Origin of the sequence: Pseudoruminococcus sp., assembly GCF_047012705.1 — a bacterium.
Lineage (GTDB): Bacteria > Bacillota > Clostridia > Oscillospirales > Acutalibacteraceae > Pseudoruminococcus.
On sequence record NZ_JBKXNW010000022.1, the window covers coordinates 1 to 19,171 of the forward strand.

General features: G+C 44.2%; 13 protein-coding genes. 12 read left to right on the forward strand and 1 reads right to left on the reverse strand.

Annotated features, from left to right (window positions below):
• Positions 1-142 precede the first annotated feature (142 nt).
• The 7 genes from ACLU24_RS13525 (at position 143) to ACLU24_RS13565 (ending at position 12,693) form a co-directional block, all read left to right on the forward strand.
• On the forward strand, positions 143-2,218 hold the full coding sequence (locus ACLU24_RS13525; protein WP_412613217.1) for a type IA DNA topoisomerase: 2,076 nt from the start codon (positions 143-145) through the stop codon (positions 2,216-2,218).
• On the forward strand, positions 2,215-2,820 hold the full coding sequence (locus ACLU24_RS13530) for an LPD16 domain-containing protein (protein ID WP_412613218.1): 606 nt from the start codon (positions 2,215-2,217) through the stop codon (positions 2,818-2,820). The genes ACLU24_RS13525 and ACLU24_RS13530 overlap by 4 nt, the downstream gene beginning before the upstream one ends.
• A gap of 13 nt (positions 2,821-2,833) precedes the next feature.
• Positions 2,834-3,430, forward strand: coding sequence for a YodL domain-containing protein (locus ACLU24_RS13535; RefSeq protein ID WP_118412197.1), 597 nt, complete (start codon positions 2,834-2,836; stop codon positions 3,428-3,430).
• Complete coding sequence (locus ACLU24_RS13540) at positions 3,430-3,633, forward strand: transposon-transfer assisting family protein (protein WP_465225315.1); 204 nt, start codon at positions 3,430-3,432, stop codon at positions 3,631-3,633. Before ACLU24_RS13535 ends, ACLU24_RS13540 begins: the two co-directional genes overlap by 1 nt.
• An 18-nt stretch (positions 3,634-3,651) precedes the next feature.
• Positions 3,652-11,982 (forward strand): LPD11 domain-containing protein, encoded by an 8,331-nt coding sequence (locus ACLU24_RS13555; RefSeq protein ID WP_475495311.1) that lies wholly within the window; start codon positions 3,652-3,654, stop codon positions 11,980-11,982.
• Positions 11,982-12,314 (forward strand): plasmid mobilization protein, encoded by a 333-nt coding sequence (locus ACLU24_RS13560; protein ID WP_009257939.1) that lies wholly within the window; start codon positions 11,982-11,984, stop codon positions 12,312-12,314. Before ACLU24_RS13555 ends, ACLU24_RS13560 begins: the two co-directional genes overlap by 1 nt.
• 160 nt (positions 12,315-12,474) lie before the next feature.
• On the forward strand, positions 12,475-12,693 hold the full coding sequence (locus tag ACLU24_RS13565) for a PF20097 family protein (RefSeq protein ID WP_055158439.1): 219 nt from the start codon (positions 12,475-12,477) through the stop codon (positions 12,691-12,693).
• A gap of 280 nt (positions 12,694-12,973) precedes the next feature.
• On the opposite strand, the gene ACLU24_RS13570 is transcribed toward ACLU24_RS13565, so the two are convergent.
• A complete protein-coding gene (locus ACLU24_RS13570) occupies positions 12,974-13,684 on the reverse strand; it encodes a phosphatase (protein WP_412345575.1) in 711 nt (236 codons plus the stop codon).
• Positions 13,685-13,998: 314 nt separating this feature from the next.
• Here ACLU24_RS13570 and ACLU24_RS13575 point away from each other — a divergent pair, with 314 nt between their 5' ends.
• The 5 genes from ACLU24_RS13575 (at position 13,999) to ACLU24_RS13595 (ending at position 19,006) form a co-directional block, all read left to right on the forward strand.
• Complete coding sequence (locus ACLU24_RS13575; RefSeq protein WP_005363295.1) at positions 13,999-14,532, forward strand: helix-turn-helix domain-containing protein; 534 nt, start codon at positions 13,999-14,001, stop codon at positions 14,530-14,532.
• Between the two features lie 19 nt (positions 14,533-14,551).
• Positions 14,552-15,595: a spermidine/putrescine ABC transporter ATP-binding protein gene (gene potA / locus ACLU24_RS13580; RefSeq protein ID WP_005363294.1), complete on the forward strand. Its 1,044-nt coding sequence runs from the start codon at positions 14,552-14,554 to the stop codon at positions 15,593-15,595.
• Positions 15,596-15,606: 11 nt separating this feature from the next.
• Complete coding sequence (locus ACLU24_RS13585; protein WP_005363292.1) at positions 15,607-16,434, forward strand: ABC transporter permease; 828 nt, start codon at positions 15,607-15,609, stop codon at positions 16,432-16,434.
• Positions 16,434-18,311 (forward strand): extracellular solute-binding protein, encoded by a 1,878-nt coding sequence (locus tag ACLU24_RS13590; protein WP_412613220.1) that lies wholly within the window; start codon positions 16,434-16,436, stop codon positions 18,309-18,311. Before ACLU24_RS13585 ends, ACLU24_RS13590 begins: the two co-directional genes overlap by 1 nt.
• Positions 18,312-18,415: 104 nt before the next feature.
• Positions 18,416-19,006, forward strand: coding sequence for a CDP-alcohol phosphatidyltransferase family protein (locus ACLU24_RS13595; RefSeq protein ID WP_302793685.1), 591 nt, complete (start codon positions 18,416-18,418; stop codon positions 19,004-19,006).
• The last annotated feature ends 165 nt before the right edge of the window (positions 19,007-19,171 follow it).

Below are 19,171 nucleotides of genomic sequence, written 5' to 3' on the forward strand. Positions count from 1 at the left end.
AAAGGGAAATATTGATTACAGCTATATTGAAGGTATCGTAGAATAACAAAAATTCAAGTTTGTTGAACTGAATCAATTTTACATAGCAGTCATGCACTACGGTGTGTGGCTGCTTATTTTTTTGCGAAAGGAGCAGATGCAAATGAAATTAGTTTTGGCTGAAAAGCCCTCGGTTGCACAGAGCATTGCCAAAGTGTTAGGTGCTGCCAAGCGTGAGGATGGCTACTTAGAGGGTAACGGATATGTGGTCAGCTGGTGTGTGGGGCATTTGGTGGAGCTGGCACAACCGGAAGCCTATGATGCGAAGTACAGCAAATGGGCTTATGCAGACCTGCCTATCTTCCCGATGAACTGGCAGTACGAGGTTTCTGCCGGTACGAAAAAACAGTTTGGGATTCTGAAAAAGCTCATGGCCAGAGAAGATGTTGCGAGTCTTGTGTGTGCAACAGATGCCGGTCGTGAGGGCGAGCTGATCTTTCGTCTGGTGTACCACAAAGCCGGGTGCAGAAAGCCGTTTGAGCGGCTTTGGATTTCCTCGATGGAAGATGTGGCAATCAAGGAGGGCTTTGAAAATCTCAGGTCTGGAACTGAATGTGACGCTTTGTATGAAGCAGCACTGTGTCGAGAGCGAGCCGACTGGATTGTTGGCATTAACGCTACTCGACTTTTTTCGACCCTTTACGGGCAGACCCTGAATGTCGGTCGTGTTATGACCCCTACCCTTGCTATGGCTGTCATGCGGGAAGCTGCCATTTCCGCATTCAAGCCTGAACCGTTCTACACAGTTCAGATTGGATTGGATGGTTTTACGGCTGCAAGCGAACGATTCAAAACCAAGGAAGCAGCGGAAGCTGTCAGACAAAACTGTTCGGTGGCAATCGTTCAAAAAGCTGAATGTAAGGAGAAAACAGAAAAGCCGCCTGCGCTCTATGACCTGACCAGTTTACAGAGAGAAGCCAACCGTGTGCTTGGCTACACAGCACAGCAGACCTTGGACTACACGCAGAATCTCTATGAAAAGAAACTGGTCACTTATCCCCGTACCGACAGCAGATTCCTGACGGAAGATATGGCACACAGCCTGCCCGACCTCGTAAAGCTGGCTTTCCACACATTTCCCGTAGAGGATGTGGATAATATACCAGTTCATGCAGAGCAAGTTGTGAATAACAAAAAGGTCACAGATCACCATGCCATCATTCCGACCAGAGAATTGCAGAAATGCAATCTGAGCGAACTTCCCAAAGGAGAACTTGCAATTTTGCAACTGATCTCGAATCGGTTGTGCGTAGCTGTTGGCAATCCGCACCGATACGCAGAGACAGTCATTGAACTGGACTGCGGCGGCACAGCGTTCTCCGCAAAGGGAAAAACCATCGTGCAGAACGGATGGAAGGCTCTGATTCAGAAGGGTTCTTCGACAAAAAACGACGAAAACGAACAGGCACTTCCTGCGGTATCCGTTGGGGACGAGCGAAAGGTGTTTGGTTCTGAAATCAAGGAAGGAAAAACTTCTCCTCCGAAACACTTTACCGAGGATACGCTGCTTTCTGCTATAGAAACAGCCGGTGCAGATGAAATGCCAGAGGATGTCGAGCGAAAAGGTCTGGGAACTCCTGCGACTCGTGCCGGTATCATTGAGAAGCTGGTTCGCATCGGTTTTCTGGAGCGTAAGGGCGATAAGAAAACCAAACACCTGATTCCGACTCACAAGGGTACGGCTCTGGTAACAGTCATGCCGGAACAGATTCAGTCCCCCTCCATGACGGCGGATTGGGAAGAAAAATTGTTGCTCATTGAAAAAGGCGAATATGCCAGCGAGGATTTTATGGACGAGATCAAAGATGTGATTGCCGGTTTGATTCAGAACTATGAAGTAATCCGTGATTCCGAGGTTCTGATGTCGAAAGAAGCCAATTCTATCGGCAAATGCCCTCTCTGCGGCAGTGCAGTAGAGGACAAATCCAAGGGATACTTCTGCTCTAACCGAGGGTGCAGCTTTGCCCTTTGGAAAAACAATCGTTACTTTGCGAGTATCGGCAAGAGCATGACTTCTGCCACGGCGCAGAAACTGCTCGGTTCCGGCAAGGTAAAGCTCAAAAATTGCAAGTCCGCAAGGACGGGCAACACCTTTGATGCCACCGTTTTTATGGAGGTATCGGAGGATGGCAGGACGAAGTTCAGCATGGAATTTGATAATGGAGGAAAAAGCAAATGACGAATGAGTACAACCCGGATGGTAAGGAAATCCGATTTATCGACAGCCACTATAAGGATTTGTTTCATATCCCCGATGGCAGCTGTGTGCAGATTCACTACCCAGATGAAACGGTTGTAAAGCCCTGCACGTTCATTGACGAGTACCATACGCAGATCGGATACAATGTGTTTCATATTTGCCAGTTTGCAGAGATTATGGAGCGCAACGGCGCAAGCTATATGCCGGAGCCTGAAATTATGGGCGATGAAGCCGCATGGAAGGTCGGAAAGGATAGAATCCTTGCGGTGCAGACCTGCGAAGATGGTTATGACTACACCCTGTTAGATGAAAACTACAATGAGATTGATGGCGGTCAGGTCGATAACCCTGAACTGTCCATAATCGAAGTCCGCCAGGATATTCTGGAATCCTTTGGACTGGAGCGCCGGGAGCTGCGAGCGATGTTCTATGAGGATGTCATGGAGCAGATGTTTGAAAACGGCAGACTGGCGGTAGATGCACCTGAAAAACGAGAATCCGTTATGGAAAAGCTGATGCAGACCGGAGAAAAGGCTGCGCCGAGCAGCCATTCTCATAAACCCAAAGAGCCTGAACGATAAGGAGGACACGGATATGAAAAACGAAAAATGGGATGATGTTCACGGAAATACCACCCCGGATGACAGAATGGTTGCTTTTCTGGAAAGCCCCACGGATTCCTATGCGATTCTTCAGCTGCGGGAAGATGTAGACGATAATATCCCGCTCATGTTTGCAAATTACAGCTACCTTCAGAAGAAAGAAATGGAGCCTGAGATTGACCGTTACGAGGTGGTCTATCACGGCTCCATTTCTGTATCCGAGGATGTGGATCGTCAGCTGGAAGATTTGTATGTGAAGTTCAATATTGACCACCCGAATGATTTCCGTGGTCACAGTATGTCGGTCAGCGACATCGTGGCCTTAAAGGTAGCCGGTGAGGTATCCTTTCACTATGTAGATTCTGTTGGGTTTCAGAAGCTGGAAAACTTTATGAAGTCCGAAAACTACCTGAAAAACGCAGAGATGGCAATGGAAGATGATTATGGGATGATTGACGGTATCATCAATAACGGAAAAGCGCCTGGAGTAGAGGAACGCCCTTCGGTATTGGAACAGTTAAAGGAAAAGCCCGTGCCGGATGTTGCCCATAAGCCGCCCAAGAGCCACCCGGAAAGGGAGATTGAATGATGAATTTCACACAAGATGAGCGGAACATGATGATGCTTTACAGTCCTGGCACAAGGTCAGGGCTGTGTGAAGCATTGACACTGATGAAGGAACAGCTTTCGGAGGACGAGTCAGAGCTTTTTGCTTTGGCAGACTCGGTTCTCCGTAAAGTTTCAGCCATGGACGATGCCGCCTTTGAGAAGCTGAACCTTTATCCGGATTGATAGGATTGGAGGGATACAATGAACGCAAAAGAGCGATTTTATTCTGGGTTAGCAAAAGAAACGATTGGGAAAATCACCTCGAACACAGATAACTGGACTTCGTTTTTGAGAACGATGTCCCGCAACTATGAGTTCACCTATCCGGAACAGGTGATGATTTATGCTCAGCGCCCCAATGCGACCTTTTGCAAGCCCTATGAAGACTGGAACGCTGAAAATTACCGCAGATATGTAAAGCGTGGCTCTACCGGCATTGCTCTGTTTGTGATGAACAGGGATAAACCGTATCTGCGCTATGTGTTTGATGTGGCGGATACCGGCGTTCGCCGTTCTTCCCCGGAACTGAAACCGTGGGAGGTGACGCCTGAAAACCGCTCCTATATCATGGAAGCGATGGAGCGTACCTTCGGTGTTGCCGCTGACGGGGTACTGGAAGCACAGCTTGAAGATATTGCATCCGCACTGGCGGCTGAGTATTGGGACGATTACAAAAAGCAGCTCCTCGACATCGTTGCCAACAGCTTCCTTGAGGAGTATGATGAACTCAACATCGAAGTAGCTTTCAAAAATGCGGTGGCAAACAGCGTATCCTATACGTTGTATTGCCGGTTTGTGGAGAGTCCCGACAACTACTTCGAGCATGAGGATTTCCAGAAGGTGTTTGATTTTAACACCAGGCAGACAGTAAATGCCCTTGGCACTGCGGTGAATGCCATCAGCACAAGGATGTTTCAGGAAATCGAAAAAGCGATTGGAGAACATGAGCAGATTAAAGCTACCGAAAGGAGTGCAGATTATGAGCGAGATGACTTACAGACAGGCCGGAGATTATCAGATTCCGAACCTTCAGTTGGAGAACGAGGGAGAGAAACCTCTGGGCAAGTACGGCAGGATGCGTCGAGCATTTTTGGAGCAGAACAATCCGATGCTCCTGAACGACATGATTCTGACGGAGAGCCTGTTCCCGCACCTGTGGGAGATCGAGGAAACGGCGAAAGCCAGAGTGGAGTTTCTGATGGAGCAGTACCTGAAGGACAGCCCCGCACCGGACAAAGAAACGCAGCAGATGGCGTGGGTACAGCACATGAACAGCCTGAAAGCACAGGCGGAGGAAGTCGTGATGACGGAGCTTATCAACAGCTGAGTCTGAACCTTTTCCTCTCCGAAAATGAACAAATCAGTTTTATCGACCGAGCAGAGAGCTTTACGCCCTCTGCTTTTTCTTTTGCCCAGGCAGAAATCGACCACTTTCTTCTGCTTGGCAGCAATACCGATGAAGCCCGAAAAGTCGTAGCGCTGGAATATATGAAGCAGAAGCCGTTGGAAGAAATCGTTCAGACCTTAAAGCAGGTCTATCACGGCGGCTATGGTCTGAAAGAAGATAGTGGGAATATCTGTGCGTGGTATGGCGAGGACGGTATCCACTTTGCCAAAGGTTCCTCTGCCATTGACAGTCCCAGAGCGCAGATCGTTTCTTGGGAAACGGTTGCCGAGCGTATTGGAGAACTTCTTGAAAATGGTCAGTTCGCAACCAATGTGGAACTGGTAGAAGCTCCCGGATATGAGCGTCAGAAGCTGGCTGAATCCCTGTGGCATCTTTATCACGATTTGAGTGAAGAAGCCCGTGCCGGCAGCTATCTGGCAATTCTCCATCAGGAACCGTTTCGTGGGTTTCCTGATGAAACCGCAGACTTGGCTGAAAAGTTGGATGACCCTCGTTTCCACGCAACCTTGGTGCAGCAGTATTCGGAATTTAGAAAAGCCCTTGCGGAAAATCCCGATCTGCTTCGTTTTCACTATCACAAGCTGAATCTCATCCAGAAACAGCTGTATGAGCTGAATATGCCTTTGCGTGAGTATCAGACCGATATGATGCAGATGCCCCTTGTCCGCCAGTTCATTACGGATGATGAAGTCAATGCAGACTTGACCCGTGGAAGTGGCTTTTCCGGTGGCAAAGCCCGTATTTATAACTACTGGCAGGAGAATCATTCTGCCAAAGAAAAGATGGATTTCTTGAAGCATGAATACGGAAGCGGTGGTCATTCCCACGCCTGCTCCGGTGCAACGCACAGCGGTCAGGATCACGATGCCAAGGGTATTGCTTACACCAAGAGCGGCTGCGATAAATTGCAGATGTCCTGGGCGCAGGTGGTGCAGAGAATTGACGGTCTGATGCGAAAGGGACGCTACCTTAGCCCGGAGGAAGAAGCGGAACGACAGGCTATCGAAGAAGCTAAAACTGATCCGTTGGAAGATGTTTATGACCGTTTTGCAGTGATTGATACTGAGGATGGCGAGTATGCAATCTGGGATAGCCAGACCGATGACTACTATGTAGACCCGGAAGGCGTTACGGAATACTTCACGGACGAATGGCTTGCCAATGACTACCTGGAGGAAGTTCGTCAGTCCGTAGCTGCGATGGAGTCGGTTCAGCCTGAAACACCTGCTACCGAGCCTGACGAAGTTGTGGAAGCCCCTGTTTCCGAAGAACCAACATGGAACTATCAGGTCGGTGACACGGTATATTTGGACGATACAGCTTTCCGTGTGGAGCAGATTACGGACAGAGAAGTTCAGCTGCGTGACCCTACGCTTGCTTATCCCATCTTCCGTGCCGAGAATCGTGAGAATTTCGAGCGTATGCTCTCTCAGGACGAAAGAAACCATGCGGTAAGGGTTGATGCCCAAACCGAAGAAAAGCCCGTTACAGAGGATTTTCTGGGCGAAACCGAACCGAGGGACTACACCCCTGAGTATCAGCTGTTAGACCGTCTGCGTATGGACTGCGAATACTTCCTTGGTGCAGGACAGCACAGCGAAAAGCATCTGTGGGCAGGCAACCGCCATGCACAGATTGCCAAGATGCGTGAGCTGTATGAAATGATTCCCGACAAACCAGAATGGCTGACACCTGAGATGATTAACAGCTACGAGGAGCGCATGGCTCCCCGCTATCTGGTTGCCGCCTACCATCACTTTGAAAACGGCTTCGATGATAAGCTGGACTACTACACTCTGGAGGAAGCGGAAAAAGCTGCCCAGGGCTATGTGGACGGAACTATGGAGGATGATGGGTTCAAGTACGATGGTGCTGCCGTTTACGATCAGCAGGAGCATAAGTGCATCCGTATCTATGGGGACTACCCTGACGAAAAGGCACACGCACAGGTCAGAGCCAGTGCGGAACCCGAACAGCAGGAGCCGGAACACTTCATCGACCATTTTTATGTTGCCGAGGATATTCAGAAGCGTGGTGCGCTGGACATCAAGGAATACAGTTCCTTTGATGATGCCCTGCGAGCCTACTATGCACTTCCTGACACGCAGAGAAAAGCCCTGGGTGCAATGAATACCAGAGATCTGCCGGGGAGTCTGGACTTCGTACAGTGCGTGGATGGCAGGGATACTATTATTCAGGACTATGCCAAGGTGGACGGATGGCAGAATGCCGAAGTCATGGACATTATCGCTCAGCTTGAGCAGTCCATCACCACCAGAGAAATTCCTCCCGTTCCTGCGGTGAACTTCCACATCACGGATGACAACATCGGTGAAGGTGGACCGAAGCAGAAATTCGCAAGAAACATCGCAGCCATTGAAACTCTGTTCAAACTGGAAAGCGAGAACAGGAACGCCACTTCCGAAGAACAGGAGATTTTGTCGAATTATGTCGGTTGGGGCGGTCTGGCAGATGCCTTTGACCCGGACAAGGGAAATTGGGCGCAGGAGTATCAGACACTGAAAAACCTGCTTTCCGAGGATGAATATGCTGCGGCAAGAGCTTCCACCCTGAACGCACATTACACCAGCCCTACGGTCATTCGCTCCATCTACGATGCAGTCGGACAGATGGGCTTTGAAACAGGAAATATTCTGGAGCCTGCTATGGGTATCGGCAACTTCTTTGGTATGCTGCCCCCTGAAATGCAGAGCAGCCGCTTGTATGGTGTGGAACTGGATTCCATCACCGGCAGAATTGCTCAGAAGCTCTATCCCAATGCAGAAATCAAAGTGGCTGGCTTTGAAACGACAGACCGCAGAGACTTCTACGATCTGGCTGTGGGCAATGTCCCTTTCGGCAACTACAAAGTATCCGACAAGCCGTATGACAAGCTGGGATTTTCCATCCACAACTATTTCTTTGCCAAGTCTTTGGATCAGGTTCGTCCCGGTGGTGTGGTAGCTTTTGTGACAAGCCGTTACACCATGGATTCCAAGAACTCTGACGCAAGGCGATATATGGCGCAGAGGGCGGAACTGCTTGGTGCAATCCGTCTGCCAAACGATGCCTTTAAGAAAAACGCAGGTACGGAAGTCGTGTCTGACATCCTGTTCCTGCAAAAGCGTGACCATCCGATTGACATTGTACCGGAATGGGTAAACCTTGACCGCACCGAAGAAGGACACACCATGAACAGCTACTTTGTCGCTCATCCTGAAATGGTTCTGGGCGATACGGTGGAAGAAAGTACCGCCTACGGTATGGATATTACGGTGCGTCCGATTGAGGGCATGGAACTGTCCGAACTTCTGAAAGAAGCGGTTTCCCACATCCAAGGAACCTATCAGGCGGTGGAACTTCCCGAAGCAGACAAGGGCAAGGAAATCGAAACCATTCCTGCAACCCCGGATGTGAAGAATTTCTCTTATACCGTGGTGGATGGCGATGTGTACTTCCGTGAGAACTCCCTCATGCGTCGTGTAGACCTGAACGAGAAGGCAAAAGATCGTGTGATGGGCATGGTGGAACTCCGTAGTATCGTCAATCAGCTGATTGAATATCAGCTTGAGGATTACCCGGATGAAATGATTACGCAGAAGCAGGCAGAACTAAATGATGCCTACGATGCGTTTGCCGCAAAGAACGGGCTTATCAATAACCGAGCCAACGGTCAGGCATTTGCCGATGATTCCTCCTACTATCTTCTGTGTTCTTTGGAAAATGTGGATGAGGACGGCAATCTGAAAAGCAAGGCGGATATGTTCACCAAGAGAACCATCAAGCCGGAGCGCAGAGTGACGAGTGTGGATACGCCGTCCGAAGCTCTGGCAATCTCCATCGGTGAGCGTGGTAAGGTGGATCTGCCGTTTATGGCGCAGCTGCTTGGAACACCCGAAGAATACGATGCGATTCAGGCAGAGCTTCGAGGGGTGATCTTCAAAGACCCGATGGCTCCCGATGCTGTGGAAGTTGGATGGCAGACTGCCGATGATTACCTTTCTGGTGATGTAAGAAGCAAGCTGCGTGTCGCACAGATGGCGGCAGACAGGGATTCTTCCTTCCGCATCAATGTAGAAGCCTTGCAGAAAGCACAGCCGAAGGACTTGGATGCGTCCGAGATTGATGTGCGTTTGGGTGCAACATGGATTGATGCCGATTATATTCAGCAGTTCATGGAGGAAACCTTTGAAACCCCGTATTACCTGCGCCGTTCCATTGAGGTCAAGTTCTCCGAGCTAACCGCAGAGTGGCGCATCAACGGTAAGAGTTCTCCCAACTACAACGATGTGGCGGCGTATGTCACCTACGGTACAGAGCGAGCCAACGCATATCGGATTCTGGAGGAAACGCTGAATCTGAAAGATATTCGTATCTATGATACGATTGAGGATGCGGATGGCAAGCAGAAGCGTGTTCTCAACAAAAAAGAAACTACCCTGGCACAACAGAAACAGAAGGCAATCAAGGATGCGTTCCGAGATTGGGTTTGGAGAGATCCGCACAGACGAGAAACTCTTTCCACCAAGTACAACGAACTTTTTAACTCCACCAGACCTCGTGAGTATGATGGCTCTCATATCCGTTTCGGCGGCATGAACCCGGATATTACCCTCCGTGAACACCAGAGAAATGCTATCGCTCATGTGCTATATGGTGGAAATACGCTGCTTGCACACGAAGTTGGTGCGGGCAAGACCTTCGAGATGGCTGCATCGGCTATGGAGAGTAAACGGCTTGGATTGAGCCAGAAATCCCTGTTCGTTGTGCCGAATCACTTGACCTTACAGTGGGCAAATGAGTTCCTGCACCTCTATCCGAGTGCCAAGCTCCTTGTTGCCACCAAGAAGGATTTTGAAACAGCAAACCGTAAGAAGTTCTGCGCTCGTATCGCAACGGGTGACTATGATGCAGTCATCATCGGTCACAGCCAGTTTGAAAAAATCCCGCTTTCTGCCGAACGACAGGAACGGCAGCTGCGGGAGCAGATTGATGAGATCGAGGGTGCGATTGCGGAGCTGAAATGGCAGCGTGGCGAAAACTTCACGATCAAGCAGATGGAGAAAACACGAAAATCATTGGAAGCCAGACTGGACAAACTCCTTGCCGCTGACAAGAAAGATGATGTCATTACCTTTGAGCAGTTGGGTGTAGACCGGCTGTTTGTGGACGAAAGCCATGCGTTCAAGAATTTGTTCCTCTACACAAAAATGCGAAATGTGGCAGGTCTGTCCACCTCCGAAGCCCAGAAATCTTCGGATATGTTTATGAAGTGCCGCTATATGGATGAGCTGACCGGCGGGCGTGGTGTGATCTTTGCAACCGGTACTCCCGTAAGCAACTCGATGACCGAGCTTTATACGGTCATGCGCTATCTCCAGTACAGTACGCTCCAGCAAAAGAACCTGACCCATTTTGATTCCTGGGCATCGACCTTCGGAGAAACGACAACTGCGATTGAGCTTGCACCGGAAGGAACCGGCTATCGTGCCAGAACCCGATTTGCGAAGTTCTTCAATCTGCCGGAACTGATGAATATGTTCAAGGAAGTTGCCGACATCAAGACCTCTGACCAGTTGCATCTCCCTGTTCCCGAAGCAAAGTTTGAAACGGTTGTGGTTCAGCCTTCTGAGTATCAGAAGGATATGGTTGCTTCCCTTTCAGAAAGAGCGGCGGATGTTCATGCCGGTATTGTTGACCCATCCGTCGATAATATGCTCAAGATTACCAGCGACGGACGAAAATTGGGACTGGATCAGCGGCTGATGAACCCTCTGTTACCCGATGACCCTGACAGCAAGCTCAATGCTTGCGTAGGAAATATCCTTCGCATCTGGCAGGACGGTCAGGCTGACAAATTGACCCAGTTGGTGTTCTGCGACCTCAGCACACCAAAAAATGATGGAACCTTCAATGTCTATGATGATGTCAAAACTAAGCTGATTGCAAACGGTGTGCCTGCGGAAGAAGTTGCCTTTATCCATGATGCGGATACCGAAGCAAAGAAGAAAGACCTTTTTGCCAAGGTTCGTACCGGACAGGTACGAGTGCTGCTTGGAAGTACGCAAAAGATGGGCGCAGGAACCAACGTCCAGGACAAACTGGTGGCAGTTCACCATCTGGATGTGGGCTGGCGTCCGTCTGATATGACCCAGAGAAACGGTCGTATCATCCGTCAGGGCAACCGGAACAAAGAGGTTCAGGTGTACCAGTATGTGACTGAGGGAACCTTTGATGCCTACCTGTATCAGACCTTGGAAAACAAGCAGAAGTTTATTTCTCAGATTATGACCTCCAAATCACCGGTTCGCTCCTGTGACGATGTGGATGAGCAGGCGCTGTCCTATGCGGAGATCAAGGCGCTGTGTGCCGGCAATCCGCTCATCAAGGAAAAGATGGACTTAGACATTGATGTGGCAAGGCTGAAGGTGCTGAAGGCTGACCACCAGAGCCAGCAGTACCGCATGGAAGATAAGCTTCTGAAATACTTCCCGGCTGAGATTGAAAAGCAGACAGGCTATATTCATGGCTTTGAAGCTGATATGAAAACCGTGGAAGCACACCCGCAGATTGCCGATGGTTTTTGCGGTATGGAAATCATGGGCAAAGCCTACACTGAAAAGGCAGATGCCGGTGAAATTCTTCTTGCAGCTTGCAAGGATACGAAAAGTGCCGATCCGGTTCCGCTTGGCAGTTACCGTGGCTTTCAGATGGAACTTTCTTTTGACAGCTTCCGGAACGAGTTTGATGTGACCCTGAAGGGCGCTGTGAGCCACAGAGTAGCCCTTGGTACGGATGCACGAGGAAATATCACCCGACTGGACAATGCCCTTGCAAGCATTCCTGAGCGCTTAGAACGAGCCAATGAACAGCTGAATAATCTCTACAATCAGCAAGAAGCAGCCAAGGCGGAGGTTGGAAAACCGTTCCCGCAGGAAGCAGAGCTGACAGCAAAAAGTCAGCGGCTGGCAGAACTGGATGCAGCCCTGAATATGGAGGACTCTGCGGAAAAACGTGACGAAAGAAGCGAGTCGGAGCGTCCTTCTGTGTTGGCTGATCTGAAATCCAAAGCGGAGCATATCCCACCTGCAAAATACTCTGAAACCCGTGAGGAGGTGTTGTAATGGCAAAGCGAGACCAGGATGTTCATTTCCTTGCATCCAAGGAGGAAGTTGAGAGAATCCATGAGAAGATGGACGAGCTTGGCATCCGCAGCATGGGAGCCTATCTGCGGAAGATGGCTCTGGATGGTTACTGCATCAGACTGGATTTGCAGGATGTGAAAGCCCTGGTTTCGCTCCTGCGAATCTGCTCCAACAACCTGAACCAGTACGCAAAGCGAGCGAACGAAACAGGTAGCATCTATCATGCTGATATTGAGGATTTGCAAAAACGACTGGAGGAGATCTGGACGGACATGAGAGAAGTTCTTGTTCGCCTGTCCTCAATCCAGTAATCCGACAACTTGTCGGGAAGTCGCAGTTTCGGCTGCGGCTTTACATAGGGACATATAACCTTGTTTAGCTGGTAGAATCATTCATATTCTTGTGCTATAATTATTACAAATGGAGAACTTGAGAGTTCGACAAATCGGAAGTTATAGGAGGTGAATCAGCATGAAATGTCCATATTGTGGTGAAGAAATGATAAGAGGATACCTAATGAGCTCACGAGATATTGCTTTTGCAGTTGATGATGTGACAAAAGTAAAATTTTTTCGTATTAGAAAATCGGATGATTTGGAGTTGAGTAAAGGTTCAGGCGGAATCCCTCATTGTGAAGCTTATCGTTGCAGTAGTTGCAAAAAGATTTTGATTGATTATGCAAATAGATAACTTCAAGTTTGTCATACATGCAAGAGCGACTACAACGGTATTGACTAGTGACAATAAAATAACAATATTTTCGTTTTAGACTATATGCAAAAATACTAAAACAGTACAGAAATGAACTGCTAAATACAATAAATATCCTGCTTTATAAAGGAGTAAATTTTTACGAGTAGGAGTTTGAATAGTAAAAAAAGAAACCATGGGCTTGAGGTTGTATCCTATTTGGTGCTACATGGTTTCTTTTTTGATTTCTTCAATGAATTACAGTACAAATATTTGCTAACTATTTCCTAAGAAATTCCCTCAACCTATCCGGATAATAATTCATTATTAATTCATTATCAACATTCATTGATTCTACCAATGGACCGCAGTGGTCGTAGTTGGCAATATCAGTTGTAAAGTGAGCATCACTTCCCATTATGAAAGGATGATTGTATTTCTTACAGTTTTCGATAATTAATTTCTGGTTTTCTTTTACATTTTTTCTATTTTTATCCCTAAGGGCATTATTATTTATTTCAAGAAGAACGTGATATTCTTTTGCAGCCTGAACAAGGGCTTCGTAATCAAGAGGACAACGGCCGTCGTCAGGATGGCTTATAATGTTCACATTAGGATTCTTAATGGCATTTATTATTGCAGCAGTGTTTTCTTCTTTTGAGCCGAACTTGTAGCATACAGAATGGATGCCGGCAATAACAAAATCAAGTCGATCAATATATTTCTGATCAAGATCAAGTGTGCCATTGTAGTCGATTATATTAATTTCTGCGCCAAGTCTTAAATCTAATCCAAAAAGGTCTCTTGGAACAACTCTTAGATTTTGAAAATAAATATCAGCACAAGTTCCGGGGGTTCCTGAACTGTGTTCAGTGATTCCATAAATTTCAAGTCCTTTGTTTGCTGCTTCTTTACACATTTCTGTAAGTGTGGCATAAGCGTGACCGCTTGCAATGGTGTGAGTGTGCATATCTGCGAGAATTTTGTTCATAGATTTTTCCTCCTGTGTATTTCGTTTATTTATGATTACACGGATTGTTGCGTGCTTCGCAGTCCCACAATCCTTCCCCTCAATATTCGCATATTGTGGGCGTGTCTCAAAGTCATTATCTCTTTATTGTGTAAGCACAAGCGGGATAAGACTTTTTGACGTTGTAATCATTTAATATTGTATCACCATTGTATTGACAATGAAATAAGATAATTATATATTATATAAGGTTAGAAATACTAAACTTTTTGTTTAAAAATAACAAACTTAGCCTTAAAGTATGATTAAAGCTAAAAATAAAAAGGGATAATACTATGGATATAGGAAAAAAGATTAAAGAGTTAAGAATTTTGAAAGGACTTACTCAGGAGGAATTGGCTGATAGGGCAGAGTTGACTAAGGGATTTATTTCTCAGGTTGAGAGGAATCATACATCTCCGTCAATAGCAACTCTTGTGGATATTCTCCAGTGTCTGGGTACGGATTTGAAGAATTTTTTTGAAGATGATGAGGATAATCAGATTGTCTTTTCTAAGGAAGACTATTTTGAGAAGGAAGATAAAGAACTTAAAAATATGATTCAGTGGATTGTGCCAAATGCACAAAAAAATCTGATGGAACCTATTATGGTCACATTAGAGGCAGGCGGTTCAACTTACCCTGACAATCCTCACGAGGGTGAAGAGTTTGGCTATGTTTTGTCAGGAACGATTAAGGTCGTGCTTGGAAGCAAGACTTATAAAGTGAAAAAAGGTGAAACTTTTTATTATGAGGCAAAATATAAGCACTATCTTAAATCAGACAAGGGCGCAAAGGTGTTATGGATTAGTGGCCCCCCAAGTTTTTAAAACAGTTTAGGAGAAAGTTATGGAAAAGAAGATTATTGAATTAAAAAATATTAGCAAGAATTTTGAAGACCAGCAGGTTTTAAAGGGGATTGATTTAAACATATATGAAAACGAATTTCTTACATTACTTGGACCAAGCGGATGCGGTAAGACTACTTTGTTAAGAATTATCGGTGGTTTCGAGGAACCAAGTAATGGTCAGTTGATTTTTGACGGAAAGGATATTTCAAAGGTTCCGCCTTACAAAAGAGAAGTAAATACAGTATTTCAGAAGTACGCCCTGTTCCCTTTCTTAAATGTGGCAGATAATATTGCTTTTGGTCTTAATCTTAAGAAAATGGACAAAGACGTCATAGAGAAAAAGGTTAGCAGAATGCTTGAACTGGTAGGCCTTAAAGGCTTTGAAAAAAGAGATGTAACTTTACTTTCAGGAGGTCAGCAGCAGAGAGTTGCCATAGCAAGAGCCCTTGTTAACGAACCTAAGGTATTGCTTCTTGATGAGCCTTTGGGTGCGTTGGATGCCAAGCTTAGAAAAGATATGCAGACTGAGCTTAAAAAGATTCAGAAGGAAGTTGGAATTACATTTATTTTTGTTACTCACGACCAGGAAGAGGCACTTTCAATGTCAGATACAATCGTTGTTTTGAACGACGGTGTTATTCAGCAGATTGGAACTCCAATGGATATTTACAACGAGCCACAGAACAGATTTGTAGCTGAATTTATTGGTGAGTCAAATATTATTGAAGGCAATATGATTAAGGACTGTCTTGTTAATTTTGATGGCATAGACTGGGAATGTGTAGACAAGGGATTTAAGGATAATGAAGATATTGAAGTTGTTTTAAGACCTGAAGACATGGATGTTGTGGAACCGGAGGCAGGTAAGGTTTCAGGAACTATTATTTCAAAAGTTTTTATGGGGGTCCATTATGAATATCTCGTGGAAACTAAAAACAGAAATTATAAGGTTCATACAACAGAAAATTATGAAATTGGGAAAAAAGTAGGACTTACAATTGATCCTTTTGACATTCAGGTAATGCACAAAATGGAGAATTAAGGAGGAAAGAGATGCATCATTATAAAGGCTTAGTGAAACCTTATGTGTTATGGTCTTTTCTGCTAATAGTTTTGCCTTTGGCATTAATATTACTTTACTCCATTACAACAGGGGATAATTCACTTATAACAATACATTTTACATTAGATAATTTTAGGAAAATATCTGATCCTATTTACTTAAATGTTTTTATTAAATCTTTGCAAATGGGACTAATTACAACGGGAGTTTGCCTTGTTTTGGCATATCCAATGGCGTATATTATTTCAAAGTTTGATGAAAGTTCTCAGAATATTTTAATACTGTTAGTCACAATTCCAATGTGGATTAACACATTGCTTAGAACTTATGCATGGATAAGTCTTTTGTCAGACAACGGAATTATTAATTCATTATTTAAACTGTTAGGATTAAATCAGCAGACAATGATGTACACTAATTTTTCGGTTGTTATGGGCTTAGTATGTGATTTGTTGCCATTTATGGTTATTCCAATTCACACATCACTGGCAAAAATGGACCACTCACTTGTGGAAGCTGCAAGTGACCTTGGTGCCAACAGATTTCAGACTTTTACAAAGGTTATTTTGAAATTGTCACTTCCTGGCGTTATAAACGGTGTTTCAATGGTATTTCTTTTGTCTATTTCAAGTTTCGTTATACCACAGTTACTTGGCGGACATCAGTTTGTACTTATTGGTAACCTTATTGAAAATCAGTTTATTTCTGTAGGTGACTGGAATTTCGGAAGTTCCATTTCAGTTATTCTTGCAGTTATTATTTTAGTAATGATGGGATTTATGAAAAAAATAGATCCTGACGAGAATGGAGGTAACTAATGAATAAGAAGAAAATCTCCATAGGACCAAAATTATATATTACATTGTGTTTTATATTTTTCTATTTACCAATTGCAGTTACAATGTTTTTTTCGTTTAACTCATCAAAATCCTTAACTAAGTTTACCGGATTTTCACTTAAATGGTATAAGAAACTTTTAACAGACAATGATATTATTGCAGCAGTTTATGTATCTATAAGTATTGCTGTTATTGCCACAATTATATCTACAGTTCTTGGTACAATTACGGCAATCGGACTTTCAAGAAGCAGAAAAATTCTTAGAGAATGGCTTTTGAATGTTAACAATATGCCTATTATGAACCCTGATATTGTTACGGCAATCGGACTTATGATTTTGTTTACGTCAATGAGACTTGAACGTGGATATCTTACAATGCTTTTAGCACATATTGCTTTTTGTACGCCATATGTTATAACAAGCGTTTATCCAAAGGTTCGAAGTATGGACCACAACCTTGCAAATGTTGCCATGGATCTTGGTGCCACACCGTTTCAGGCGTTAACTAAGGTTATTATTCCAATGTTAAAACCGGGAATTTTTGCAGGAATGCTTCTTGCATTTACAATGTCACTTGACGATTTTGTTGTTTCATATTTTGTAACAGGAAATGGTGTTTCCAACATTTCAATTGTTGTTTATAATATGACAAAGAGAACAAATCCTACAATTAACGCTTTGTCAACATTGCTTATTCTTGTGGTTGTTTTGATTTTGGTTGGTGTAAATGTTATACCGGCTCTTGCAAAAAAAAGACACAAAAAGGTTGAAATGTCAGCATCACACAATAGTCCCCTTAAAAAGATTGGTGTGGCTGTTGCAACTGTTGGAGTTTTGGCAGTGGCAGTATTTTGTGGGGCAAGATTTTCAGCCATTAGCAGTAAGCCGGTTCTTCGTGTGTATAATTCAGGGGAATATATGGATACTTCTCTTATTGAGGATTTCCAAAAAGAGTATAACTGCAAGGTTGTATATGAAACATTTGATTCTAACGAAACAATGTATACAAAGCTTCAAAGTGGGGCAGAATATGATGTGATAATACCGTCTGATTATATGATTGAACGACTTATATCAGAAGATTATTTGCAGCCAATTGACTGGAAACTTATAACTAACAAAGACAAGATTATTCCAAAGCTCTTGAAGAATGATTTTGATCCTGATAATAAATACACAGTACCTTATTATTGGGGAACTGTAGGGATTTTGTACGACAAAACAGTTGTAGATGAAAATGACTTAAAAGAAGGTTGGAATATTCTAAGGAATAAGAAATACAGCGGTCAGATTTATATGTATGATTCTGAAAGGGATTCTTTTATGGTGGCTTTGAAAGACCTTGGTTATTCAATGAATACAAGAAATAAAGATGAACTAAAACAGGCGTACAACTGGCTTATTGAACAGAATAATACAATGAAACCTGTATATGTTGGAGATGATGTTATGGACAACATGATTTCAGGTAATAAGGCAATGGCTGTAGTATATTCAGGAGATGGCTCATATGTTATTAATGAGAATGATAATATGGGATTTTTCGTGCCGGATCAGGGAAGTAATGTTTGGACTGACGGAATGGTTATTACCAAAAAGTGCAAAAATACTAAGCTTGCTCATCAGTTTATTGATTATTTCTTAAATTATGATGTGGCAGAGCAGAATACTGATTATATAGGATATGACAGCGCAGTAAAAAGTGTTTATGAATATTTTAAAAATGATGCTTTTGAAGGAAATCCAGGCTGTGGACCTGACACGTCAAATCCTAAAAATGAAGTTTTTAAAGACCAGCCACAGGATATAAAGGCGTATAGTTCAAGTCTTTGGACAAAAGTTAAGTCACATTAGGATTTAAAAATTCAATCACACTAAGGTTTTTGACTTAAAAATTAAATGTAATTTAAATATATTAAATTGAAGTTTATGTTTTGAAATAAATGAGAGAGGGAATCATGGACAAAAATTTTTGGAGGGAATATTTTTCTATTCCTAATATAATGGGATATTTTAGAATAGCGTTGGCAATGTTATATATGTTTCTATTTTACAGGGCGTTAGACGGTGCTCCTTACTGGCCTGTAATTGTGACAATTGTAATCTCGGGAATAACAGATTTCTTTGATGGTAAAATTGCCAGAAGGTTTAATATGATAACAGACTGGGGAAAGATGCTTGATCCAATAGCCGACAAAATAACTTTGGGAGCTATTATTATAAGCATGTCTTTCAAATATTCCATAGTTGTATTTATGGTTGTCTTTTATATAATAAAGGAAGGTTATATGGCGGTTGCAGGAATTATATCAATTAGAGCCGGACACAAAATCGAAGGTGCAATGTGGTATGGCAAAGTATGCACTTTTGCAACTTATGTAATTCTGATTGTATTGCTTTTATTTCCTAATATGCCGGAAGTTATGGTTAATGTTTTGGTTATAGCAGATATGATTATAATGGCATTTACCCTGATAAAATATTTTATTTATCACAGAGGCTTGTGGGAAGAGTTAAGAGGTAAGTTGCCGAAAAACATCGAGAAATAATATGGTATACTACTAGTACAAAATAATTTTTATATAAGAGAAATTAAAAAAATCTTGACAAAAATATTTATATAGTGTAACATAACAGAGCGATAAGTCATAACGCAAATCGCCCAGTTAGCTCAGTTGGTAGAGCAGAGGACTGAAAATCCTCGTGTCTCTGGT

Coding starts and splice junctions, on each gene's coding strand:
- ACLU24_RS13525 (WP_412613217.1), top strand. CDS start 143: ATGAAATTAGTTTTGGCTGAAAAGCCCTCGGTTGCACAGAGCATTGCC.
- ACLU24_RS13530 (WP_412613218.1), top strand. CDS start 2,215: ATGACGAATGAGTACAACCCGGATGGTAAGGAAATCCGATTTATCGAC.
- ACLU24_RS13535 (WP_118412197.1), top strand. CDS start 2,834: ATGAAAAACGAAAAATGGGATGATGTTCACGGAAATACCACCCCGGAT.
- ACLU24_RS13540 (WP_465225315.1), top strand. CDS start 3,430: ATGAATTTCACACAAGATGAGCGGAACATGATGATGCTTTACAGTCCT.
- ACLU24_RS13555 (WP_475495311.1), top strand. CDS start 3,652: ATGAACGCAAAAGAGCGATTTTATTCTGGGTTAGCAAAAGAAACGATT.
- ACLU24_RS13560 (WP_009257939.1), top strand. CDS start 11,982: ATGGCAAAGCGAGACCAGGATGTTCATTTCCTTGCATCCAAGGAGGAA.
- ACLU24_RS13565 (WP_055158439.1), top strand. CDS start 12,475: ATGAAATGTCCATATTGTGGTGAAGAAATGATAAGAGGATACCTAATG.
- ACLU24_RS13570 (WP_412345575.1), bottom strand. CDS start 13,684: ATGAACAAAATTCTCGCAGATATGCACACTCACACCATTGCAAGCGGT.
- ACLU24_RS13575 (WP_005363295.1), top strand. CDS start 13,999: ATGGATATAGGAAAAAAGATTAAAGAGTTAAGAATTTTGAAAGGACTT.
- potA (WP_005363294.1), top strand. CDS start 14,552: ATGGAAAAGAAGATTATTGAATTAAAAAATATTAGCAAGAATTTTGAA.
- ACLU24_RS13585 (WP_005363292.1), top strand. CDS start 15,607: ATGCATCATTATAAAGGCTTAGTGAAACCTTATGTGTTATGGTCTTTT.
- ACLU24_RS13590 (WP_412613220.1), top strand. CDS start 16,434: ATGAATAAGAAGAAAATCTCCATAGGACCAAAATTATATATTACATTG.
- ACLU24_RS13595 (WP_302793685.1), top strand. CDS start 18,416: ATGGACAAAAATTTTTGGAGGGAATATTTTTCTATTCCTAATATAATG.